The following is a 21,763-nucleotide window of genomic DNA, read 5'->3' on the forward strand; positions in this document are numbered from 1 at the left end:
TTATCCTCTACCCAACAAAACACCCAAATGATAAAATCTTGTTGTGACATAGCCTTTTGTTCCTTTATTTCTCTTTGTTTGTCAACTTAAAGTTATAAAGGAGCGGCTATGTCATTTCAACTCACCATAAAAGTCGAGCATCGCGTTAATTTTACTGATAAACCAAAAATATTTTTCTATCACTTATCAAAATAAATCTCTTTATTGCTCGTGGTTAACGCTAGACAACATGCTGTTTTTTTGTTCGCATGAGGTGTGTCGTTGTCATATCAATCAGTAAGAACTTAAGGAGCATCTATCGAATTTATCGTCAATTTTGTCTCTATCGCCTTGACTTTACACAAATGATACTGATAATCATTATCAATAATTATATGTACAACAAGTAGGGTTTACCATAATGAATAAAAAATATTCTCTTTCTGATTTTCCGATATTCAATCTGATCCTTGTTCTATTCACAATGGCGTTATTCAGCCAGCAAGCTCATGCCGAGAAAAAATTCAGAGTGGTTACAACATTTACTATTATTCAAGATATGGCCCAAAATGTCGCAGGAGACGCAGCAATTGTCGAGTCAATCACTAAACCTGGCGCAGAAATCCATGATTATCAACCCACTCCCAAAGATATCATCAAGGCACAGCGTGCAGACCTTATCCTTTGGAATGGCTTAAATTTAGAACGCTGGTTCGAACGATTCTTTGAAAACATGCAAGACATACCTGCTGCGGTTATAACCGAAGGTATTACTCCTTTACCGATTCGCGAAGGACCTTACAATAAAAACCCTAACCCCCATGCCTGGATGTCACCAAAAAATGCGCTGATCTATATCGAAAATATCCGTAAAGCTTTTGTCAAATACGATCCTGAGAATGCCGAAATTTATAATCGTAATGCCAAAGCTTATGCAGAGAAAATGGCTCAATTGGATGCGCCTCTTAGAGAACGTCTTTCTCGTATTCCTGAAGAACAACGCTGGCTGGTCACCAGTGAAGGTGCTTTCAGTTATCTCACACAAGATTATGGTTTCAAAGAAGTTTACTTGTGGCCAATTAATGCTGAGGAACAAGGTTCCCCACAACAGGTTCGCCGTGTCATTGATACAGTAAGAGCTAATAAGATCCCAGTTGTCTTTAGTGAAAGCACTGTTTCAGATAAACCAGCAAGACAAGTCAGTAAAGAAACAGGAGCTCGTTACGGCGGGGTACTTTATGTAGACTCCCTTTCCACGCAAAAAGGACCGGTTCCAACTTATATCGATCTACTTAACACCACTGTAGACACTATCGCAAAAGGATTTAATCAATGAATCGCTCATCATTAAACCACCAATCGTTATTTGAGCATCCTCATTTAATTGTGGATAACGCCACTGTCACTTACAACAATGGACATACTGCTATTTATGATGCCAGTTTTGACATTACTGGCGGCACAATTTGTGCGCTGGTAGGCATGAATGGCAGCGGTAAATCCACATTATTCAAAACAATCATGGGATTAGTAACACCTTCACATGGAAAGGTTACCCTCAACGATCAACCTATCAGAGCCGCATTAAAACAAAATATCATCGCATATGTTCCTCAAACTGAGGATGTAGATTGGAATTTTCCGGTTCTGGTTTCCGATGTTGTCATGATGGGACGCTATGGAAAAATGGGATTTTTGCGCCGTCCCAGCAAGCGTGATCATGAAATCGTCAATAAAGCCCTTGAACGTGTCGGGCTGACAGAATTGCGTGATCGCCAAATTGGTGAACTTTCCGGCGGGCAGAAAAAACGAGCATTTTTAGCCCGTGCATTAGCTCAAGAAGGGAAAGTTCTGCTACTGGATGAGCCTTTTACTGGAGTGGACGTTAAAACAGAAAATGCCATTATTGACTTACTTCGTGACTTACGTGACGAAGGGCATTTGGTTTTAGTATCAACTCATAACCTTGGCAGTGTGCCTGAATTTTGTGATCACGTTATTTTGATCAACCGCACCGTGCTCGCAAGTGGCCAAACTGAAAACACGTTTACTCAAAAAAATCTGGAAATTACCTTCGGTGGTGTCTTGCGTCATATTAATCTTTCCGCTCCTGAGCTGCATAAAGATGATGATCCACGCTCACTGACAGTCATAACCGATGATGAACGTGCTGCCGTCTTTTACGGACATGATCATCATATTCCACCGCGACAAAACCCCAAACAAAAGGAAAATCAACCATGATGGAACTGCTTTTACAACCATTCAGTTACAACTACATGGTGAAAGCCATGTGGGTAAGCACTATTGTTGGGGGTGTCTGTGCTTTCTTATCCGCTTATCTGATGCTAAAAGGCTGGTCGCTAATGGGAGACGCCCTCTCCCACTCTGTTGTGCCCGGTGTCGCAGGTGCATATGCTCTCGGTTTACCTTATGCAGGTGGTGCTTTTTTTACAGGGATGCTCGCTGCATTATCAATGACATTGGTACGTCATATCACTCGGTTACGTGAAGATGCGGTGATCGGTTTTATATTCTCCACTTTTTTTGCTGTCGGATTATTGATCGTTTCTTTAAACCCTACATCCGTAAATGTACAAACCATTATTTTAGGCAATATTCTGGGAATCGCTGATGAAGATGTTTTACAAGTTGAAATCATTATTGCAGTTTCCTTCATTATCTTAATGGTACTTTGGAAAGATCTGTTGGTTGTTTTCTTTGATGAAACCCATGCACGTTCTATTGGATTATCACCGTTACGGTTGAAAATCATTTTCTTCACTTTATTAAGTGCCTGTACCGTTGCTGCATTACAAACAGTAGGCGCTATCTTGGTTATCGCAATGGTTGTAACGCCTGGTGCAACCGCTTATTTATTAACAGATAGATTTAAATATTTGTTGATTATTGCCGTCGCCATCGGTTCACTCACGAGTGGTATCGGTGCATATGTGAGTTATTTCCTCAACGGTGCAACTGGGGGGGTCATTGTCACCATACAAACAGTGATTTTCTTACTCGCGTTCTTCTTTGCCCCTAAACATGGCACGTTAGCCTCTCGCAAACGAGCCAGAAAGGAATCTCTGGCATTGATTCAGGAACAACGCTCATGAACACATTTATTGAATTAATTACTGAACCTTTCATGCATGGGTTTATGCGACGAGCTATCTATGCTGCCATTATGGTAGGAGCTGTTTGTGCTGTACTTTCCTGTTACTTAGTCTTAAAGGGTTGGTCATTGATGGGAGATGCCATTTCCCATGCTGTTTTGCCAGGCATAGTGCTCGCTTTTGTAACAGGCATACCACTTGCAATAGGTGCTTTCCTTTCTGGTATATCTTGTGCATTCGCTACAGGGTATCTAAAAGAACATAGCCGAATCAAAGAAGATACGGTCATGGGAATTGTTTTCTCAGGTATGTTTGCATTTGGGTTAGTCCTGTTTACTCGTATAGATACGGATCAACACCTGACACACATTTTATTCGGCAGCATACTCGGCATTACCCAGCATGAATTACTCCAAACCCTGTGCATTGCAGGGATCACGCTGGCTATTGTGCTGCTAAAAAGAAAAGATTTCATGCTCTACTGCTTCGATCCCAATCAGGCACGAGTAGTTGGACTTCCTGTGAAACTTCTCCATTACGGGTTATTATCGCTGCTGGCCCTGACAATTGTCGCATCTTTGCAGGCCGTCGGTATTATCCTAGTCATTGCGATGTTAATCTCCCCCGGCATTATTGCTTTTATGCTTTGCCGGAGCTTTGATCGCATGCTGATTGTGGCAATGGTTGCTTCTATATCATCCAGCGTACTTGGAACAATCATCAGCTTCCATATTGATGGTGAAACAGGCCCTTGTATCGTAATCATTCAGGCAATTTTCTTCACTATTGCACTTATTTATGACCAAATAAAATTAGCTTGCAAAAAAGCAAACAAAGGAACATTTGAAAAAATCTCATCCCAAGAGGTATCAATTCCAGAAAAATCAAATTAAAAAATAATAGAGTGCCATATCAAATTTGAGATATGGCCTTATTAATTCCTATTAAAACTCCTTTTATCCTGTTCAAATGTTACATCTGTCTGTAATATAGCATAGCAACTGTCAACTTAATGAGGTGAAGCATGTGGCAAACAGTGAGCCGTCTATTAAGTGAGCATTTTGGTGACGCTGAAATTCACGATAAAAAGGAATTGGCCGGAGGAGAGATTCACCGTGCCTGGCACATTAAATATGGTGAACAACATATCTTTATCAAATCCAACGTGAAAGAAATGCTGCCAATTTTTAAAGCAGAAGCTGAGCAACTGGAATTACTGGCTCGCAGCAAAACAACCCGTGTTCCTGATGTTTATGATGTCGGTCACGACCGCAACTATAGCTTCCTGTTGCTGGAGCATTTACCTATAAAACCATTTAACCCACACAATGCGTATCTTTTTGGCCAACACCTTGCCAAGTTACATCAATGGAGTGAACAGCCTAAATTTGGCTTTGATTTTGATAACATGCTAGCAACCACCATACAACCTAACGGGTGGCAAAAGCGTTGGGATCATTTTTACGCCGAAAAACGCATCGGATGGCAATTGCAACTTGCCGCTGATAAAGGAATTGTATTTGGAGATATTAACCAGATTGTTCAAGTAATCAGTGACAAACTACACAATCATCACCCCCAACCTTCTCTCCTGCATGGCGACCTGTGGCCCATGAACTGTGCATCATTGAACGATAATTGTGCCGTCACTTTTGATCCCGCCTGCTATTGGGGTGATCGCGAATGTGATCTGGCGATGCTGCCACTTTACCCAGATATTCCTTTACAAATATTTGATGGTTACCAGAGTATCTGGCCATTACCTAAAGATTTCCTTGAACGTCAACCTATTTACCAACTTTACTACTTGTTAAATAAATGTAATATTTTCGGGGGAGAGAATTTTATTCTAATACAAAAGATGATTGATAAACTTTTATCTGAATAGGTATAAGAAAACTTAAATTAATATGATATTTAATTATTGATAATAACTCAATTACTCAAAAACAAAAGTGAAATTTATTATATTAAAAATATAAATTCATTTTAAATCAAACGCGACATTGAGCATTCTTACACTGTTATTAACTATCGTTTAATTACATTACCACCCTAAAAATTTAAATAAAAAGTAAGCAATTGCACCGATAATGATTGGTGATATGTAAAGGATAAAAATCTGGCTGAATAAAGAATGAGAGGGGAACGCAATTTTAGCTTTCAATTGTTCCTTGGTTACTCCACTTTCCTGCGCGTGTTCAAAGACCATTTGATCTTCAATACGTTCTTTGATGAATTTAAATTGACGATACATTCTCAATCCAGATGCACTCATTGCCAACCCCACAAACATCAGCATATAAATGACAAAAAAGCTGATATTTTCCCCTGTGATTTCAGCAACACGATCAGGGATTGGAGAATGCTTCCAGAAAAAATCCAAAAATGGTGTATTGAATTTAATCATTTCTGTCATCATTTGAAGAAAATCATTCAATACCGCGTTAACACCACCACCTCCAACACCATCACTTTTAACACCGTCACCTTTAACACCATGTTGCCCTGCGACCAGATTAATCACTGAGACAAAAGTCGACAATAGGGAGGGTACAAAAATAATCCAGCCCAAAATTCGCTTAGCGATAGCTACATATCCTGCTTGTAAATATGTGTACATATTAAATTACCCATTAAAAACAATTTATTATTAAAATAATCGCCTTCACAAACTTAAAGATGAACACGACCATGTACAAACAGAAAACGCACTTACTACGGCATGTAGTAATGGATTTATAACATTAGGCGCAATAAATGGAGAGTGTCAAGGTGAGGATAGAAAGGAAGCTACTATCACTATAGGCCAGAAATCTGCCCTTAACATATGGGATACTTACACAAGCAAAGAGTATAGTGGAAATCATCATACCTACCTTAAAGATGGTCAAAATCTTGACCATGTTGTTTTATAAGGCTTTACTAGACGGCTTAAACTCAAGCCCTCCTGTGTCATTTATAACCCTTTGATATCTTCATTTATCCTCACTTTGAGGAAAAGTAGCAACCGTGGTGATCTTCCCTATAGTTAACTTCACCAGCCTGATCGATATTTAATCGCCCCGTTTGAAACGGAAGCATATCTGCACCATGCAGAAGTTAAAGGTGAGAAATTGTTGTGCTACTTCAGGTTGATGATACTGATTCACGCCACCATAGAACCGATATCGGCTTCCGCCAATAGAGGTTAATCAAATTCATACAGTTCAATCAGGGCATCACCGTCCAATTCGGTGACTTCAATGTGCAGTTCAGGGGGAATATTTTACATAATAGCGCCCAATAAAAAACTCGCGCGAGAAGATCTAAAAAATTCAACCAAATAGTTGACTATGAGAGCCAAGTCTGACTAATTACAGGGTTTCACTATCCGGCTTTATGTGGCATTCTCTGTAACCTGACCAATTGCCGCTCAGGTCATGATCGCGTTGGTGGGGTTCCAGGGGCTTATCATTAGCTAATGCCTCCAAGGCGGTTACATCACAAGGTCAGCTCGATGTGGCCCCTTAGATTCTCGTTTATAGTCCCGTTTAAATGCTGTTGAGCGCTCAATCGTCCACATGCAAATCCGCCATTAGTACAGACACGCTATCGAATCTCTTCCCCTCCCGCGTTCAGTTCTTCCATTGCTTTTTGCGTTGTTGCATTCGGCACTTTGACATCGAAAGGCAAACGCTGTTCATCAGCTATACTGACCAACAAAAAAATCCCTGCAATGGGGCTGTTAGTTACAAATCCATAGTTCATTTGCATTAATTGGTATGGTTTAAGTTTACCCGTCATTATCTTACTTTACCGATGAAACTATCTTTTTCTTTGTTATTCCCCACATCGAGATTTAATTTATTGGAATTGTTACAATCAAACCTCTTTAATCACTGTTATCATCGCGGAGAGATTTGAGATGTCATTTTGTTCTATAGAAGCCGCTGTTTTTGATATGGATGGTTTGCTGATTGATTCTGAACCTTATTGGAAACAGGGAGAAAAAAGCGTATTCAGTGAATTAGGGCTAGATTTAAATTTAGCAAAAAACCTGCCTGACACATTGGGGTTACGAATCGATCACGTTGTTGAGCTATGGTATCAAGCATCACCTTGGCAAGACACCTCTAAAAGTGAAGTTGGGCAACGCATCATCGATTACGTCGTTCAATCAGTTGAAAAAAACCGTCCTTTACTGCCTGGAGTGGAACATGCTTTAAATCTCTGTCGCGAACGTGGGTTAAAAATTGGCCTTGCCTCCGCTTCACCCTATGAAATGATCAAAAAAGTGCTCGAATTGTTTAACCTACGACATTACTTTGATGTTGTCGTTTCTGCTGCACACTTACCTTACAGCAAACCACATCCCGAAGTTTATTTACTGGCAGCCAGTCAACTTGGAGTCAACCCAACTAACTGCCTTACATTAGAGGACTCATTTAACGGTATGATAGCAACCAAAGCAGCAAGAATGCGCTCAATTGTCGTCCCGGCCTCTCACCATTTTGATGATCCCCGCTGGTCATTGGCTGACATTAAACTGAATTCTCTGGAAAAATTAACAATAGAAAATATTACTTAATAGCCACCGCGCTGCCCTATTTCTCGTATATGGCAGCGCAAATATCAACCTCTCCCTCAACCAACCAAGCCACAGTTTAAAAAATTTCCTGGTTACCCTCTATCTTCCTCAGGCAAAACCCTCTATACTGCCTCACTGTATGTATAAACAGCAATCAGCATAAATAATTAGTATAAATCGTTATGACAGCAGAAGGGCATCTTCTTTTTTCCGTTGCCAGCCTTGTATTGGCTCACCAGCTAGAAATCACACCAGAAATAGCACAGGGAGACTGGTTACACATGCTTCCCGGCGTACTTCTGGCTTCATTGTTGCCAGATATCGACCATCCAAGTTCAACCTTAGGCAGATTGTTCCGCTTTATATCCATTCCAATCGCGCGATTATGTGGACATCGTGGATTTACACATAGTTTATTAGCGCTGCTTGTGGGAGTTACTCTATTCCAGACTGAAATACCGTCTAATTGGCCCATTCCAACTGACTTTGTCCATGCAATGGTTATCGGTTATATCAGCCATCTTATTGCTGATATGCTTACTCCCGCTGGTATTCCACTGTTATGGCCGCTAAGAATACGTTTTTGCTTACCTATTCTTAGAGGTAAGGAACGTAAAAAAGCCGAACGTTTTATTGCCGTACTGGTAGTAGTGATCGCTATTATTCTTCCACAACACATCAATTTCTCATTCGCTCGCTATTTCGACAGCTTACAATTTAACAAAATACAGTTTGATAAATTACCTATTGATAAGCTACAGAATCTTTACAAGTAACTGCTCAATATTCACATACAGCAAATATCGTAGCCCCATTTTAAAATGGGGTTACCTGCAAAATATAAATCATTTTTTATTCACTTCCTGTCGCCTTCAAAAAAACCTTTAACTCAATAAGATACAAAGTGAACAGTTGTAATTGAACAAAAAACAATAGAAATAGATTAGTATATATAATCAATTAAACTAGCTAGTGAAAAATAATTATATTAAATTCCATTTAATTATAAGAAAGAGGCTTATTATACTGATAATATTTTATTTTAAGCATTTCATGGTACGTAGACGATAGATTAAAATTGGAATACAACTTACACATCTATATTCCAAACTACATACCACAACTCGAAATATAAAGAGTATATAATTTTTGGAGACTAGAGATGGACTTACCACTCATCATCAACGTGCTCGTTTTTGTAGCACTGCTTATTCTATTAGCAAAAACGAACTCAAATAAATGGAGCTTGTCCAAAAAAGTTCTTGTGGCTCTAGTCGTGGGTGTCGTTTTTGGGTTGGCACTAAACATCATTTATGGAACAGATAATCTTACCGTAAAAGAATCAATTAAATGGTTCAATATTGTAGGTAATGGTTATGTACAACTGCTACAAATGGTTATCATGCCGTTGGTTTTTGCTTCTATCCTAAGCGCTGTTACTCGCTTACACAAAGCATCTTCTTTAGGAAAGATCAGCTTTTTTACCATTGGTACATTACTCTTCACTACAGCAATTTCCGCTTTAATCGGCATTGTCATTGCCAATTTGTTTGGGCTAAGTGCAGCAGGACTTATTCAAGGCACGCAAGAAACTGCTCGTTTATTAGCAATTGAAAGCAATTATATTGGCAAAGTTGCAGATATGAGTGTGCCTCAGATCATTCTCTCCTTTATCCCTAAAAATCCCTTTGCTGACCTGACGGGAGCACGCCCTACTTCCATTATTAGTGTGGTAATTTTTGCGGCATTTTTAGGCATCGCTGCGCTACAAATGATTAAAGATAATCAGGAACGCGGTAAACTGGCTCTCGTTGCCATTGATACTATGCAAGCATGGGCAATGAAGCTGGTTAGATTAGTTATGTGCCTCACTCCATACGGTGTGATGGCACTGATGACCAAGGTTGTTGCCAGCTCCAATATCCATGATATTACTCAATTAGGTAGTTTTGTCGTTGCTTCCTACATTGCCCTTGGACTGATGTTTGTAGTACATGGCGGGCTTTTGGCATTCACAGGGATCAATCCTCTGAAATTCTTTAAAAAAGCAGGCCCTGTACTGACATTTGCATTTACCAGCCGTTCAAGCGCTGCAAGTATTCCCTTGAATGTCGAAACACAAACTCGCCGCCTCGGTGTACCTGAGTCTATTGCCAGCTTCTCCGCTTCTTTTGGCGCGACCATTGGGCAAAATGGCTGTGCTGGCATTTATCCAGCTATGTTGGCAGTGATGGTGGCTCCAACCGTAGGTATTGATCCCTTTGATCCAGTGTGGATTGCAACACTTGTGGGAATTGTGACTATCAGCTCTGCGGGGGTTGCTGGTGTTGGTGGTGGCGCAACATTTGCGGCATTGATTGTTTTACCTGCTATGGGCTTACCTGTCACCTTAGTGGCACTGCTTATTTCTGTTGAGCCTCTGATCGATATGGGACGTACAGCATTAAATGTTAATGGCGCTATGACAGCAGGTACAATCACCAGTCAATTGATGAAAAAAACTAATAAAGAAGTATTTGAACAAGACGAAGAAGTAGTATTAAACCAATCTTAATTCAAAATAAGAATTAGTAAAGGTAATATATAAAAATTAGTTATTTTAAGGAATAAGGCAGATATATTAACTGCCTTATTCGTTAGCTTGTTTGATTTTTGGTTTTAATATAAAGGTTATTAAATAAAACTTAACACTATCACTGAAATATTTATTAACGTTAGCTGTTTATTGCCTCGTTTGCTGATACTAAGAGCGTATTAACTGTATTGTCTCGGCACTAGTCCTGTAGAGGCTGCAAATTCCCGGCCGCGAGCATATTGTTTCCCGTCACTTAACAATGAGGCCAGCATGCTGGCCGTGATGGGGCCGATCGACGGAATAGTTAGCAATCGCTGAGCACCCTCATCTTGTTTAATTGCAATATTAATTTCTTGTTCAATCTCGCTAATTTGTTCAACCAAATACAGGTAATGGGCGTGTAGGCGTTGGAGCAATTGCATCGGATAGGGAGTAATTCATTTTCAGCGATGACCTCAGATAACCGTTTTATCACCGCAATCCCTTTGGGCATGCTGATCCCAAATTCCAGCAAGAAAGCGTGCATCTGGTTAGTAGTTTTCACTTTATCACCCACCAGAGATTCCTGGATACGATGTAATACCTGCATAATTTGCTGGTTTTCCGTACGAGGTTGGACAAAGCGCATGGAAGGCCGAGAGGCGGCTTCACAAATAGCCTCGGCATCAATGAAATCATTTTTGTTGATTTTGACAAACGGTCGGACAAACTGCGGTGAAATCAATTTAGTCTCATGGCCTAATGCTGCGATTTTTCGCGCCATGAAATGTGCACCGGCACAAGCCTCCATGACGACGGTGGGCGCAAGGAGTCACGTTCAGAAATTCAAGAAGCTTGGTTCGGGTCATTTTCTCACGATAAAGCACTTTTCCATTTTTATCCTGACAGTGCAGGTGGAAAGTCTGTTTACCGAGATCAATACCAATAAGTGCTGTACTGTTCATGATGATGGCCTCTTCTAAAAGAAAAACACACTGTTAATTTACTGCTACAGGGTGGGGGAGGCCATCTCATTACACGCCCTAGCCGTATAGCTTTTGTCTCCGTAAAGCGACCCGTGCCTTCTTTTGCCAATTTACGAACAGGTCTCGGTCTCATCCACATTACCTGTTCCTTAACAACGAATGGTCGTTCTAGATGGCATTGTTTGCCGCTGAAAGAGGGACGTCTATCATATCAATGATGGATAAAATCAATCACGTTTTAAGCCTTCAAGTAATAAGTCAAAGGCAGAAAGCGTTTTTAAAAGTTTAGCTTCTGGGTCAATATCGTCAGCAATCCATAAAGCAGCTTCAACTAAGCTTCCATTTATTAAACAAGCCAAAACTTCTGTATCAACGTCTTTTATTTTCTTTTCAAGAACCATTTTTTTCAACAGTATTCTCATTGATGAAATACAGTGAGCTTGGGATTCTCTGAACCGATCACCTAAAATGATTTTTGAGTCTCTTAACACTATTTGTTGAAATTCTGAGTTAAGTGACATTGTTAAGTAAGCTCGGCACCTATCACAGAATCCAGTCCATGAATCAATGGCGTTATCAGATATAGACTGGAGATATTGATCCATTTCTGAATCGATTTGCTCAACAACAGCCATTAATAAGCCTTTTTTATCACCGAAATGATGGTACAGCGCTCCACGAGTTAATCCTACTTTGGAAGTAAAATCATCCATTGAGGTATTAGAATAACCTAAAGAGCCAAAGGCATGACGAGCAGTAGCTAATAGTTTAGTGCGAGTCTCTTCAATCATTTCGGTGCGGGTTCGCCGAGTCATTTATCCTCCGTTAGTATACAAATAGTATAGAGTAACCCTTTGACATACGTTACGTATGTTGATATGTTATCTAACATACATAGCGTATGTATGTGCGCTAATATCCTAAATTTTTATGCAACCAATTATCACAATAGGAAGCAATATGGGCAATCCTTATAGTGAATTATTCAAAACACCTGGTGCAATAGGATTTTCCTTGGCAGGTTTTGTGGCTCGTATGCCACTTCCAATGACGGGAATTGGTATCATCACTATGATATCACAGCTAAGTGGTAGCTACGGATTAGCTGGAGCGGTATCAGCAACTTTTGTATTAACTTATGCATTGGTAGCTCCACAAATTTCTCGTTTAGTCGATAGTTATGGGCAACATCGAGTGTTACCCATGGCTACCACGATAAGTGTTTTAGGTATATTAGCTCTTTTGGCTTGTACGTATTGGAATGCTCCTATTTGGACATTTTTTTTATGTGCTTTTCTAGCAGGTTTTATGCCTAGTATGTCCGCTATGGTACGTGCCCGTTGGACTGCCATCTATCGAGGACAACCTCAGCTACAAACAGCTTATTCCCTCGAAACAGTATTTGATGAAATTTCGTTCATTGCTGGACCACCTATATCGGTTGGTTTAAGTATAGCCGCTTTTCCACAGGCGGGACCACTTGCGTCAGCGCTTCTGTTAGCTGTAGGTGTGTGCTTGTTTGTTACGTTTCGAAGTACAGAACCACCTGTAGAAACTCAGAAATTTACTCTGGAAACAAAAGGTTCAGTTATTAAAATTTCTGGTGTATGGATTCTGGCATTACTACTTATCTTTATGGGTATTATTGTTGGTACTGTGGATATAGTCAGTGTTGCTTTCGCTAAGCAATTGGGGCGTCCAGCAGCAGCTAGTATAGTGTTATCTGTTTACGCAATAGGTTCCTGTCTTGCTGGATTGGTATTTGGTGCACTTAAATTGAAGACGCCATTACACAAACTTTTCCTTATAGGGGGATTGGCCACGGCTTTGACCACTGTTCCTTTCTTAGTTACTAACAGCATTTCTGGTTTAGCTTTAGCCGTCTTTATGGCGGGTTTATTCTTTGCACCAACAATGATCGTATCTATGGCATTAGTTGAGAGAATGGTTCCTGAGAGAAGATTAACGGAAGGATTAACCTGGTTACTTTCCGGTCTTAACGTAGGAGCAGCTTTGGGAGCTGCGGTGGCGGGGCAATTTGTTGATATATATGGTGCTCATGGTGGATTTATGGTTTCCTTGATTGCTGGATTGGGGGTGGTTTTAGTTACATTGTATGGTTTTTCGCGCATACGTACACATCGTGCTGTATCTTGATAAAACGTAAAACTAGTGCCTCCCTGTCAGATTAGTTGACAGAGGGATTTTCAATACCATCGCAAGTAAATTTGATGCCAGTTGCGCTGTACTTTCCTGAATGTAGTGACGACACCTGAGCGACAAGCTATTTGGCGAGAATCATGGCAGTCTGTTCAACTAGTTACGGTCGTTCCACTTCTAGATTACTATTGTGTTGATCCCACCTACACTGCCAAATTCTTGGGGAAGCCAGATTGAGGTACTATAGTCTGTTGGCGCTTCCTGCATAGATATTTCGTCTGTCACAGCAAGTATAACTTGCCGAAATGGGTACTCCTTCATCATACCTTCCTGCCCGACTGTTGTTGCTCAAGGTGAATGCAAGCTTTATTTTTATTTAACCTAACCCGAATTCTGTTTAAGCTGTCATTGAAAAATCGTTTTCCGAATAGAAAATGTTCAGTGATGGTTTTTTCCATTTAAGGCAGTAAGCAATCAGCCCACCTAAAACAGTCAGCAAAAATCCGTTTACACTTCGGTGGCGCGAGTGTTCTATTTGAGAAATTATTTTTAATTGTCCATTAATCGTTTCAATGATAAAACGCCTTGATAACATTATTTTATCCCATGCAGCTTGCAAACGGGCTTTCATTTTCGGCGCTTTTGGGTGATATGCACAGCATCAATAGGGTGAATTTTGCCTTAATGTATATGTTTGGGTACCGATTCATGCCTCGATTTACACAATTAGCCAATACCACATCTCAACAATCAGTGTGTTTTGGCTCTTTATCGGATTATGATGAATACATTATCCGCCCCAGCAAAAAAGCACAGAAACACCAAATAATCAGTGAATGGGATAAAGTCTTACGCATACTGGTTTCTTTAGCCTTAAAAAAGACCACGCAAGCTACAATTGTTCGTAAATTGTCCACTACAAAATCGTCAAACGCAACATTAAAAGCGTTAATCGCATTCGATGAAATCATCATGACGGATTATTTATTGGGCTATATCGACGATCAAGATCAACGTATTGCCGTCCAACGAAGTTTAAATCGAGGCGAGTCCTACCACCAGTTGACTGCCAGTATTGCCAAAGTGAATGGAGGAAAGCAGCTGAGTGGAAAAAAGAACGTAACTTAATTATCAACGCTGAGTGTATTCGATTAATCGCCAACATGATTATTTATCACAATGCGACAATTTTATCCGCCCTTTACGAAAATTATACGGAAAAAGATCCAGAAAAAAGTCTCGAAATTATTCATTGGTCACCCGTCGCATGGCGGTTTGTGAACTTAATCGGCAATTATGAATTTTATCGAAAGGATAAAATCATTAATATTCAGAATGTTATAGATAAACTTATTACTGATTTTGAAATCGATTTTTTGGGGAAAAGTATTGAGTGACAAGGGATTGCAGAGAGGTACCGGACAAACCGTTCTTTAAGTCAAAACACCCCAAGCAGTAAATAACTGGTTGTCTGATGGAAATCAAAGCAGGCTTGCCAGAAAGTGGCAGCTATCCGCAGAGTAGCAACTGGAAAAGTTTGTCAGCTTACCCCTTGGATAGAAATTTAGGCGGTTCAGACGTAGAACCCGTAAATACTTTGTTAAATAGTAAGTGACAAACGTGACAAAATTTTGGACGGTTCCCGCTTATTACCCCGAACTGCGCAGCTGTGACGCTCGCCCTGAAAGGGCGCTACGTTCAACTCCGAGGCTTCTTAAGTTTTTTGATTAGAAATCGGCCACAAAAGCCTCAGCCAGTATCAATGCATTGCATTTTTGCATTTTCTTATAAAATTTATCTTCTGATTTCAGAATCTCACGTCTACTAACACTTGAATATGACGTGTTATTTGCACATGCATACGTTGTTGAAAATTGAGTATGAGCCCCTGATGGGTACATGTGGGGATATGGGCCAGGGTTTGCTGCTGAAGTTATCTCTTGGTAATGAGCGTTATCTTCAACTCCAGATGGTACAGGTATACCATTTACGATTCGATACAAGGTCGCTCTACGTATCTGTTCCCTTGAGATCCCCCCAAAAGCAACATATTCATGCTGATCGCCGAAATCATCAAGAGCCTCAAGGTAACCAGAGTCCGTTCTCCCCCATTCCCTAAATGAAGTCTCCACGCTATAAAAATTATCAGTCGGTCTTACCTCATAAAGATAAAATTCCGTTCCATCCCCCTCTTCAGCCGCAGAAATATCAACAACCACATCAGAATCAGTAGATGTTGCTACAAATGCAGAGGTGGGCGCCCCGCCATGCCCACCTAAACTATCAGCTTCAACATGTTCAAGTAAGTTATCATTCTCCCCCCACGGATGAAACCCCATCTCAAATATCCCACCAGGTCCAGTTGGGGCCCGGCTATCACTTCTGTAAAAAAAAGTCTGCGCCAACAGATTTGGTGAGAAAATAATCAAGAAAAATACTGTTAGTATTTTCATCAAGCCACCAATTAATATAATAAATTTATTTCGCCCAATGCACCATTCCCATCGCACTGGGCTTGTAATCTACTGGAAGTGATATTAGCCAGAGTTGCGTACTTAAAAAATCTCTTTCCGTCTTCTGTATTCAGGCCGTATTCATAAGTGAAATCCCCATAAAATAGTCCCTTCCCTTGAGCAAGGTCAACTCTGTTTACATCTTCACCACCCCAAGTTGGATATATACCAGTCACCTTACTATCGATATAAACTCCATTAGAATTTCTATCCCGACATGATGTCTGGTTAGTAGTAAAGAACGTTATATTAATGGCTCCATGCTCTGGAACGCCGCTTTCTGCTAAATTCAAGCACCCTCGACCATTACAGGTTGCATCAGCTACGAGTATATCCTTCCCACTTGTGCAAGGGGAATTTATTATTGTGAACCATGTTGAACCACTTTTAAAATGCCTAAACTCTACCGTACATGTCTTGGCACGATAATACTTTGCATAGCTAGGTAAGGGATTGGCATGAACGTTCCACGTGACAAACTTGGGGTCACCAGCACAAGAAAATATGGTATTTTTATCTTCTATTTGTATTTTTTGAGATGTTTGACTTGGTTGAAGTGTTATTGCAGGATTAGGAACCGCCCAAATATACATGCATTCGGAACCACTCCCTTGTGGGGTATCTATAGTTATGGAGTAAAATTTGTTTGGATTGCTGAAAGTCACATCATACCATTGTGATGCATGAGCTAGTGAAGATAGCAAAAACAAAAGAGAAGCGCAAAACTTTACCTTTCTCATATTTCCCACCATTTAATTGTTAATTTTAACGGAGGCAAACTGATTACCCCCCTGACAATAAATGGTTATTTTATTCCCTGATATATACGCCAGCATAACAATTTTATCTATAGCTTTCCCTGAATCCGTGTTTATAGGGTATGTTTTATTGGTTAGCTGCGGAAAATCGGCCCCGTCATTAGCAGTAAAGTGAATTTGCGTGTATCTCCCGCTACTGTCTAGCCCGTAGCTTTTCACGACACCTGTGGGCGTATTACCAGAATTACATGTGGTGGATGACATGGACTGGCCCGAGAAAATTAGCACTCCGACCATCAATAAACTCAATATATATTTCATAATTACACCATAAATATAAGTGCCTTATTGTCACAATAACAACGTGATGAAAATGCCGATGAGATCACACTATTACACCATAAATATAAGTGCCTTATTGTCACAATAACAACGTGATGAAAACGCCGATGAGATCACACTCTTGGCTTTTCCTGCCACTCCGGTTTCTCAGGCTCTACCCTGTTCACCAGTACGCTGTACTTCTTCCAGGCTTCAAGGCTGGCTTTCTCTTCGCCGGTTTCCATGTTGTACTTAACGGCGCGTTCCAGTTGGTTGCAGTAGGAATAGCCGTTACCGGCTACCCCCCGCACGGATCCGGACGTGCGCTGCTAACGCATCCGGCTCTTACCTTGGGTTCTGGCGTGGAAGCGATGCATCGGGTGTGGATGGACTATTCTGGGGGATGACAACCAGCGTTTGCACAGCTGACCGAAACGTTTTCATGTCACTCTGTGCCGCTGGCTCCGTCGACGCAGTGCCTTCAGCCACAGTAACTTCACTTCCCCTACAAACTGGCTTATAGACTTCATGTTGAAAGGAACTCCAGAGTAGTTTATGTGTCCTTCCACCACTCGCCTTAGCCAGGCACGAGCCATTTGCTACGGGCAACGCGGCGAGATCAGAAAACGGTAGCCAGAAACAGCCACCGGTCGCAAAATCGCATTGAATCCTGGCATCAGCTTCGTTCAGCGATCGCGCAGGTTGGTGGCAAAAAAGAGCTGACCGGACAGAATGATATTGAGCTGGAGATTAGTAATCAGTGCGGGCGACTGCTCAGCATCATTATTATTTATTATAATTCAGCCCTGCTGTCGCGGTTGTTGCAGAAGTATGAGGATGTTGGTAACACCCGGGGGATTGCTCTTCTCAGACGAATGTCGCCCGTAGCCTGGCAGCATAGGGGTTTGACGGCCAACCGTGCGAAAAACCACGTTAGTGAATGAATAGTATGAAATATCAAGACTTATGAGATTGTATTTCAGGGCTTAAAAAATAGTTCCAAATATCGTTTTTCAGTAATTTTGATACTGAATAGTATCAATTTTGATTTTTGATACCTCTTGGCGTGGTTTTTTACACCACTGGACCTCAACCCCCTAATATGCTTATCGACCTGATGGCCGCGATGTCGCATAAGGACTGGTTGAGTCGTCGTCAGAGGCAAAAACAGGGAATCGAGCGCGCTCATATGCTCGGTAAATATAAAGGTAAACAAGCTTATAAGGAACGACACCAAAAAGTAATGTACTACCGGCAGGTTAAAAAACTCAGCATCCGAGAAACAGCAGAGGCAACAGGCTACAGTACTTCACAGGTTTGCCGGATTCAGGCTCTTTATAAAGAATTAGTGTCTGATTAAAAAATAGTCTTAACGTACAATGATTTTCGATATCCAAACTGATCCCTAACTGGGCGGCCCGGTTGTTATCGGTGCCCATAAAGAAAGACAATTTTCCGCCTGACCAGCCCGACATGGTGTTGCCCGTCTGATGTAGTGTCAGCACAATATCACTGTATTCGCGGGTCTTTTTGATCTGTTTATCCCGCACCACCAAAGGCTCAATATGCAAATCACGGCAGGTGTTAAACGGGAAATGTTGTTCCCCGACAGTAGCAGTATCCAACAAGGAAAAGGCAATGGGAACTCCTATAGCAGAATCAACATAACCTGACATATTCAATATGCTCCGTAAACAACTCATCAACTGAACATCTTTTTTGCCTCCTGATCGCTTTTGCTCCGCTCCATTTGTGTTCTATTGGGTTCAAATCCGGACTATAAGCGGGAAGCCATTCCAGTTGACATCTGCTGTCTCCTATCGCTTGTGCCGTGTCATTCCGTTTATGGAAAGGCGCATTGTCCATCACTATCACGGCGCCGTGTGGAAGCTTTGGCAACAAATCTTGCGTCATCCACGCATAAAAAACATCGGCATTAATATTCTCGGTAAACAAGCTTAAGGTGACGAAGGTATTTTCGAGAATGGCACCAATGACGTTGATACGGCCTTTTGCGTGCCAGTCATGCGGACCAAAACAGCGTAACCCTTTTTCCGAATAGCCATGTTGACGTGGCATCGACTGGGCAAAACCACTTTCATCCAAATACACAATCGGCCTGCCAGCCCGCTCATAGTCGCTGATGCGCTCGATAAATGCCTGACGAGCCTGAAGATCAGCGCGAGGGTGTTGGCGCGTTTTTTTATGGGTGATCCGAAGCCGTTTCAAGGCATAATGAATAGCCGATTGTGAGACACCTAAACGTTTTGCTCTTTCCCATTGATAGTCATCGGGAAAATTTCGGACATCTGCCATGAGCACCGCATCAGGGATTTTCGTGGCGGGTTGGCGCAGTCTCGATCACACCACTTCGCCCACCAAATAACTTGTTCAGGGCTTTCAGCATGTAGGTTGACCATATTCCTATCGTATTTTTCGTCGCTACATGCTCTCAAAACACCTTTAGATCGCACACACGCCTATCTGTCCAATTTGGGCAGTTTGAGAAACCAGCTTTCCATCTCCTCCCTTTTAGAATGGGCTCATAGACAATTTTTGATGAGGAACGACACGATGAGACAACTGATAGCAATTCTGGGAGTGGCAATTCTGGCAGGGTGTGCTTCTAACGCCACCGAGCAAAAGCCTCAAACTCAGGCTGCCCCTGCCGAGAATGACAAACCGGCCAGAGTCAGCCGGGAGTTGTCTATTGCGTGGGACAATATGGGGCGAGGTGGTGCGGCCTTACGCCAACCTAGTTATATCCATGTTCTGGGCGACGGTAATGTCAGCGCAACGATGAATAAGGCCAAAGATGACTCCGCTGGTTATGACAAAACCCCAGTAGGAATTAAACAGCACGGCGATGTGAGCGAAGCCATCAATACCTTCAAGTCCATTAACAAAAGCAAAGGCTACTCGCTGTATGAGTTGTCCCGCTGGGAACGCTATTGCAATAGCGGTAAAGGTATGGATGAGCACGATTGGCGCTTTGTTGAAGCTGAGGGGGCAACAAACATCCCCCAGGATATTGTAACCGGCTGCATACCGCCCATCAGCGTTATCGCTGTTATGCCTGCTGCAAGGTTTTTCAGTTGGAATACACCTACCAAGCCTGCAAACCTGGCGTTAAAGCGCAGATTGTCGACATAGCGATGAATAACGGAGGAATTCGTGACACCGCCCGGATCCTGAAAGTCGCCACAGCCACTGTCATGAAAACGTTAAAAACCTCACGCCTCGAAACGTAACGACGTTGCCCCTTGCTGGAAGTGACATTCAGCTTATCTGTGAAATAGATGAGCAATGGTCGTTTGTGGGGAACAAGAAAAATCAACGCTGGCTTTGGTATGCCTGGGAACCCCGCCTAAAACGAATAGTGGCCCATGTTTTTGGCGCTCGCAGCAGAAAAACGTTAGACAAGCTGCTTGCCCTTTTATCCCCCTTTAATATTCGATTTTATTGTACGGATGATTATGGGGTTTATGACCTTCTTCCCGAAGAGGGGCATCTGACGGGAAAGACGTTCACCCAACGCATAGAGAGAACGAATTTAACTCATCGTACTCGAATCAAAAGACTGAATTGCAAAACGATAGGCTACTCTAAATCAGAGGAGATGCACGATAAAGTGATAGGGACTTTCATTGAGCGTGAGTACTATTTTTGATATTTAATCTAACCATTTAATACATGACCTGTTGTTCGCGGTACATCATGACTAATATCTTTGTATCTCACTTTCATTTCATAACCTCAATTAGGGTAGATTGGAATTGTTGAGAGGATTATTATGTTTTAAGAGCTTGTTTAATTGTTTCGAATGGTATGATCAACTTCTGCGCAGAAGATAATGGAATCGCTCCAAATGATTCATACCATTTAGCTACTGCTTGATTCTTAGCCTCGATAAATAGTCCGATTCCCCCAATTTGTTCAGCGGCTTTTAGGCAACGATAACCAGCTAAGATCAGTAATTGCCCTCCAAATCCGTTATTTTGAAAATGTACATCAATAGCTAAACGGCATAGTAAATAAACTGGAACAGCGCGCTTAGCTAACCCTTTGGATAAACTATTAGGAAGATCATCAAAATTTATAGATGAAGGAGTAACGGTATAATAACCAATAATCTTTTTATTTGAGTCATTATATGAAATTGCTACATATGTTTTACTAACGTTATTCTTAGTATCTTGTCGTGCCAATTTTTGTAGATAATCATTCAGTGCGGGTTCTCCGCAATTGAATGATTTTCGATTGTGAGACTTGTCTATAAGTTCCTCAATGAACATGGCTTAACTTACCCTTGAAAATTTTTAGAAGCCGAAATCGCCGCTGCTTTTAGCTTATCATTTGGTTTAGGGGGATTATCTAAAAGATCCAAGATTAATTTTTTGTCACTATATGATAATTTGAGACTTTCATTTTCATTGATTACTTTTTGCGCTTCTTTCATTGCTGTTTGTGTAACAAAGTCAGTTACATTCACACGTAAGATTGATGCAGCTAATTGAATAGACTCTTTAATTTCAGAACTAACCCGAAATTGTAATCGCTCTGTAGCTAGTTTGGTATGTGTCATATGATTACCTTTAATACATTTTTTCGTATAAACACATTATACTAGATGTCTACTTAATCGTCAATTTGTAAGTTCATTGTGAGTACAAGTTTAGAATTTGGCCTAGTACTACAGCCGTAATAGCTCTGTCACCATAGGGTTATTCCGACGACGGTAATGACATTGTTGTGCATAGTATTGGTGTCGCCGCCGCCAGTCTGACCAATGTAAAATCTGTTCGA

20 protein-coding genes and 8 pseudogenes are annotated in these 21,763 nt (G+C 41.2%); 15 read left to right on the forward strand and 13 right to left on the reverse strand.

Annotated features, from left to right (window positions below):
* Window positions 1-400 precede the first annotated feature (400 nt).
* The 5 genes from Xets_RS19975 (at window position 401) to Xets_RS19995 (ending at window position 4,983) form a co-directional block, all read left to right on the forward strand.
* Complete coding sequence (locus tag Xets_RS19975; protein WP_099132819.1) at window positions 401-1,315, forward strand: metal ABC transporter substrate-binding protein; 915 nt, start codon at window positions 401-403, stop codon at window positions 1,313-1,315.
* Window positions 1,312-2,223, forward strand: coding sequence for a manganese/iron ABC transporter ATP-binding protein (locus tag Xets_RS19980; RefSeq protein ID WP_099132818.1), 912 nt, complete (start codon window positions 1,312-1,314; stop codon window positions 2,221-2,223). Before Xets_RS19975 ends, Xets_RS19980 begins: the two co-directional genes overlap by 4 nt.
* The gene (locus tag Xets_RS19985; RefSeq protein ID WP_099132817.1) at window positions 2,220-3,095 is read left to right on the forward strand and encodes a metal ABC transporter permease; all 876 of its coding nucleotides are present in this window, start codon (window positions 2,220-2,222) and stop codon (window positions 3,093-3,095) included. The genes Xets_RS19980 and Xets_RS19985 overlap by 4 nt, the downstream gene beginning before the upstream one ends.
* Window positions 3,092-3,988: a metal ABC transporter permease gene (locus tag Xets_RS19990; protein WP_099132816.1), complete on the forward strand. Its 897-nt coding sequence runs from the start codon at window positions 3,092-3,094 to the stop codon at window positions 3,986-3,988. Before Xets_RS19985 ends, Xets_RS19990 begins: the two co-directional genes overlap by 4 nt.
* Before the next feature lie 131 nt (window positions 3,989-4,119).
* A complete protein-coding gene (locus tag Xets_RS19995) occupies window positions 4,120-4,983 on the forward strand; it encodes a fructosamine kinase family protein (protein WP_099132815.1) in 864 nt (287 codons plus the stop codon).
* Window positions 4,984-5,142: 159 nt separating this feature from the next.
* Here Xets_RS19995 and Xets_RS20000 read toward each other — a convergent pair whose 3' ends face one another.
* The 3 genes and pseudogenes from Xets_RS20000 to Xets_RS24890 form a co-directional block, all read right to left on the reverse strand.
* A complete protein-coding gene (locus Xets_RS20000; RefSeq protein ID WP_187652446.1) occupies window positions 5,143-5,718 on the reverse strand; it encodes a YniB family protein in 576 nt (191 codons plus the stop codon).
* Window positions 5,719-6,451: 733 nt separating this feature from the next.
* A pseudogene (locus Xets_RS28830) lies at window positions 6,452-6,660 on the reverse strand (type II toxin-antitoxin system YafQ family toxin).
* Window positions 6,647-6,800 (reverse strand): annotated as a pseudogene (locus tag Xets_RS24890) (type II toxin-antitoxin system RelB/DinJ family antitoxin); the annotation flags it as partial. The pseudogenes Xets_RS24890 and Xets_RS28830, both read right to left, overlap by 14 nt.
* Window positions 6,801-7,002: 202 nt before the next feature.
* On the opposite strand from Xets_RS24890, the gene hxpB reads away from it, so the two are divergent.
* The 3 genes from hxpB (at window position 7,003) to Xets_RS20025 (ending at window position 10,219) form a co-directional block, all read left to right on the forward strand.
* Window positions 7,003-7,665 (forward strand): hexitol phosphatase HxpB, encoded by a 663-nt coding sequence (hxpB, locus tag Xets_RS20015; RefSeq protein ID WP_099132812.1) that lies wholly within the window; start codon window positions 7,003-7,005, stop codon window positions 7,663-7,665.
* Window positions 7,666-7,847: 182 nt separating this feature from the next.
* Entirely contained in the window at window positions 7,848-8,441 is a 594-nt protein-coding gene (locus Xets_RS20020; protein ID WP_047771073.1) for a metal-dependent hydrolase, read from the forward strand.
* 386 nt (window positions 8,442-8,827) lie between these two features.
* Window positions 8,828-10,219 (forward strand): L-cystine transporter, encoded by a 1,392-nt coding sequence (locus Xets_RS20025; RefSeq protein ID WP_099132811.1) that lies wholly within the window; start codon window positions 8,828-8,830, stop codon window positions 10,217-10,219.
* 203 nt (window positions 10,220-10,422) lie between these two features.
* Here the strand turns inward: Xets_RS20025 and Xets_RS20030 are convergent.
* Window positions 10,423-11,184: pseudogene (locus tag Xets_RS20030) on the reverse strand (IS110 family transposase); the annotation flags it as partial.
* A 248-nt stretch (window positions 11,185-11,432) separates the two neighbouring features.
* Window positions 11,433-12,020, reverse strand: a complete 588-nt coding sequence (locus Xets_RS20035) for a TetR/AcrR family transcriptional regulator (protein WP_099132810.1) — start codon at window positions 12,018-12,020, stop codon at window positions 11,433-11,435.
* A 145-nt stretch (window positions 12,021-12,165) separates the two neighbouring features.
* Between Xets_RS20035 and Xets_RS20040 the strand changes: the two genes are divergently transcribed.
* Window positions 12,166-13,362: an MFS transporter gene (locus Xets_RS20040; protein ID WP_187652447.1), complete on the forward strand. Its 1,197-nt coding sequence runs from the start codon at window positions 12,166-12,168 to the stop codon at window positions 13,360-13,362.
* Between the two features lie 400 nt (window positions 13,363-13,762).
* Here Xets_RS20040 and Xets_RS20045 read toward each other — a convergent pair.
* A pseudogene (locus Xets_RS20045) lies at window positions 13,763-13,996 on the reverse strand (transposase); the annotation flags it as partial.
* A 53-nt stretch (window positions 13,997-14,049) separates the two neighbouring features.
* Here Xets_RS20045 and Xets_RS20050 point away from each other — a divergent pair.
* Window positions 14,050-14,493 carry a transposase gene (locus Xets_RS20050; protein ID WP_255430708.1) on the forward strand — a complete coding sequence of 148 codons (444 nt, stop codon included), beginning with the start codon at window positions 14,050-14,052 and terminating at the stop codon, window positions 14,491-14,493.
* Between the two features lie 35 nt (window positions 14,494-14,528).
* The gene (locus Xets_RS28835) at window positions 14,529-14,762 is read left to right on the forward strand and encodes a hypothetical protein (RefSeq protein ID WP_370588272.1); all 234 of its coding nucleotides are present in this window, start codon (window positions 14,529-14,531) and stop codon (window positions 14,760-14,762) included.
* Between the two features lie 330 nt (window positions 14,763-15,092).
* Here the strand turns inward: Xets_RS28835 and Xets_RS20060 are convergent, their stop codons facing one another.
* The 3 genes and pseudogenes from Xets_RS20060 to Xets_RS20070 form a co-directional block, all read right to left on the reverse strand.
* Complete coding sequence (locus Xets_RS20060) at window positions 15,093-15,818, reverse strand: hypothetical protein (RefSeq protein ID WP_099132807.1); 726 nt, start codon at window positions 15,816-15,818, stop codon at window positions 15,093-15,095.
* Window positions 15,819-15,829: 11 nt separating this feature from the next.
* Window positions 15,830-16,618 carry a hypothetical protein gene (locus Xets_RS20065; protein ID WP_099132806.1) on the reverse strand — a complete coding sequence of 263 codons (789 nt, stop codon included), beginning with the start codon at window positions 16,616-16,618 and terminating at the stop codon, window positions 15,830-15,832.
* A gap of 473 nt (window positions 16,619-17,091) precedes the next feature.
* Window positions 17,092-17,226 (reverse strand): annotated as a pseudogene (locus Xets_RS20070) (tail fiber assembly protein); the annotation flags it as partial.
* 324 nt (window positions 17,227-17,550) lie between these two features.
* On the opposite strand from Xets_RS20070, the pseudogene Xets_RS20075 reads away from it, so the two are divergent.
* Window positions 17,551-17,856: pseudogene (locus Xets_RS20075) on the forward strand (Tn3 family transposase); the annotation flags it as partial.
* Between the two features lie 200 nt (window positions 17,857-18,056).
* Window positions 18,057-18,317, forward strand: a pseudogene (locus Xets_RS24895) (resolvase); the annotation flags it as partial.
* On the opposite strand, the gene Xets_RS20080 reads toward Xets_RS24895, so the two are convergent.
* Both Xets_RS20080 and Xets_RS20085 read right to left on the reverse strand, forming a co-directional pair.
* Entirely contained in the window at window positions 18,226-18,633 is a 408-nt protein-coding gene (locus Xets_RS20080; RefSeq protein ID WP_099132804.1) for a hypothetical protein, read from the reverse strand. The pseudogene Xets_RS24895 and the gene Xets_RS20080 sit on opposite strands and share 92 nt — an antisense overlap.
* Entirely contained in the window at window positions 18,617-19,273 is a 657-nt protein-coding gene (locus Xets_RS20085; protein ID WP_099132803.1) for an IS630 family transposase, read from the reverse strand. The genes Xets_RS20080 and Xets_RS20085 overlap by 17 nt, the downstream gene beginning before the upstream one ends.
* 258 nt (window positions 19,274-19,531) lie before the next feature.
* Here Xets_RS20085 and Xets_RS20090 point away from each other — a divergent pair, with 258 nt between their 5' ends.
* A complete protein-coding gene (locus tag Xets_RS20090) occupies window positions 19,532-20,110 on the forward strand; it encodes a hypothetical protein (protein ID WP_244208779.1) in 579 nt (192 codons plus the stop codon).
* Window positions 20,005-20,627: pseudogene (locus Xets_RS20100) on the forward strand (IS1 family transposase); the annotation flags it as partial. The gene Xets_RS20090 and the pseudogene Xets_RS20100, both read left to right, overlap by 106 nt.
* A 121-nt stretch (window positions 20,628-20,748) precedes the next feature.
* Here the strand turns inward: Xets_RS20100 and Xets_RS20105 are convergent.
* Window positions 20,749-21,252 (reverse strand): GNAT family N-acetyltransferase, encoded by a 504-nt coding sequence (locus Xets_RS20105; RefSeq protein WP_099132800.1) that lies wholly within the window; start codon window positions 21,250-21,252, stop codon window positions 20,749-20,751.
* Between the two features lie 8 nt (window positions 21,253-21,260).
* Window positions 21,261-21,542 (reverse strand): DUF1778 domain-containing protein, encoded by a 282-nt coding sequence (locus Xets_RS20110; RefSeq protein ID WP_099132799.1) that lies wholly within the window; start codon window positions 21,540-21,542, stop codon window positions 21,261-21,263.
* Window positions 21,543-21,763: the final 221 nt, after the last annotated feature.

Source organism: Xenorhabdus sp. TS4, from assembly GCF_014467265.1.
Classification (GTDB): domain Bacteria; phylum Pseudomonadota; class Gammaproteobacteria; order Enterobacterales; family Enterobacteriaceae; genus Xenorhabdus; species Xenorhabdus ehlersii.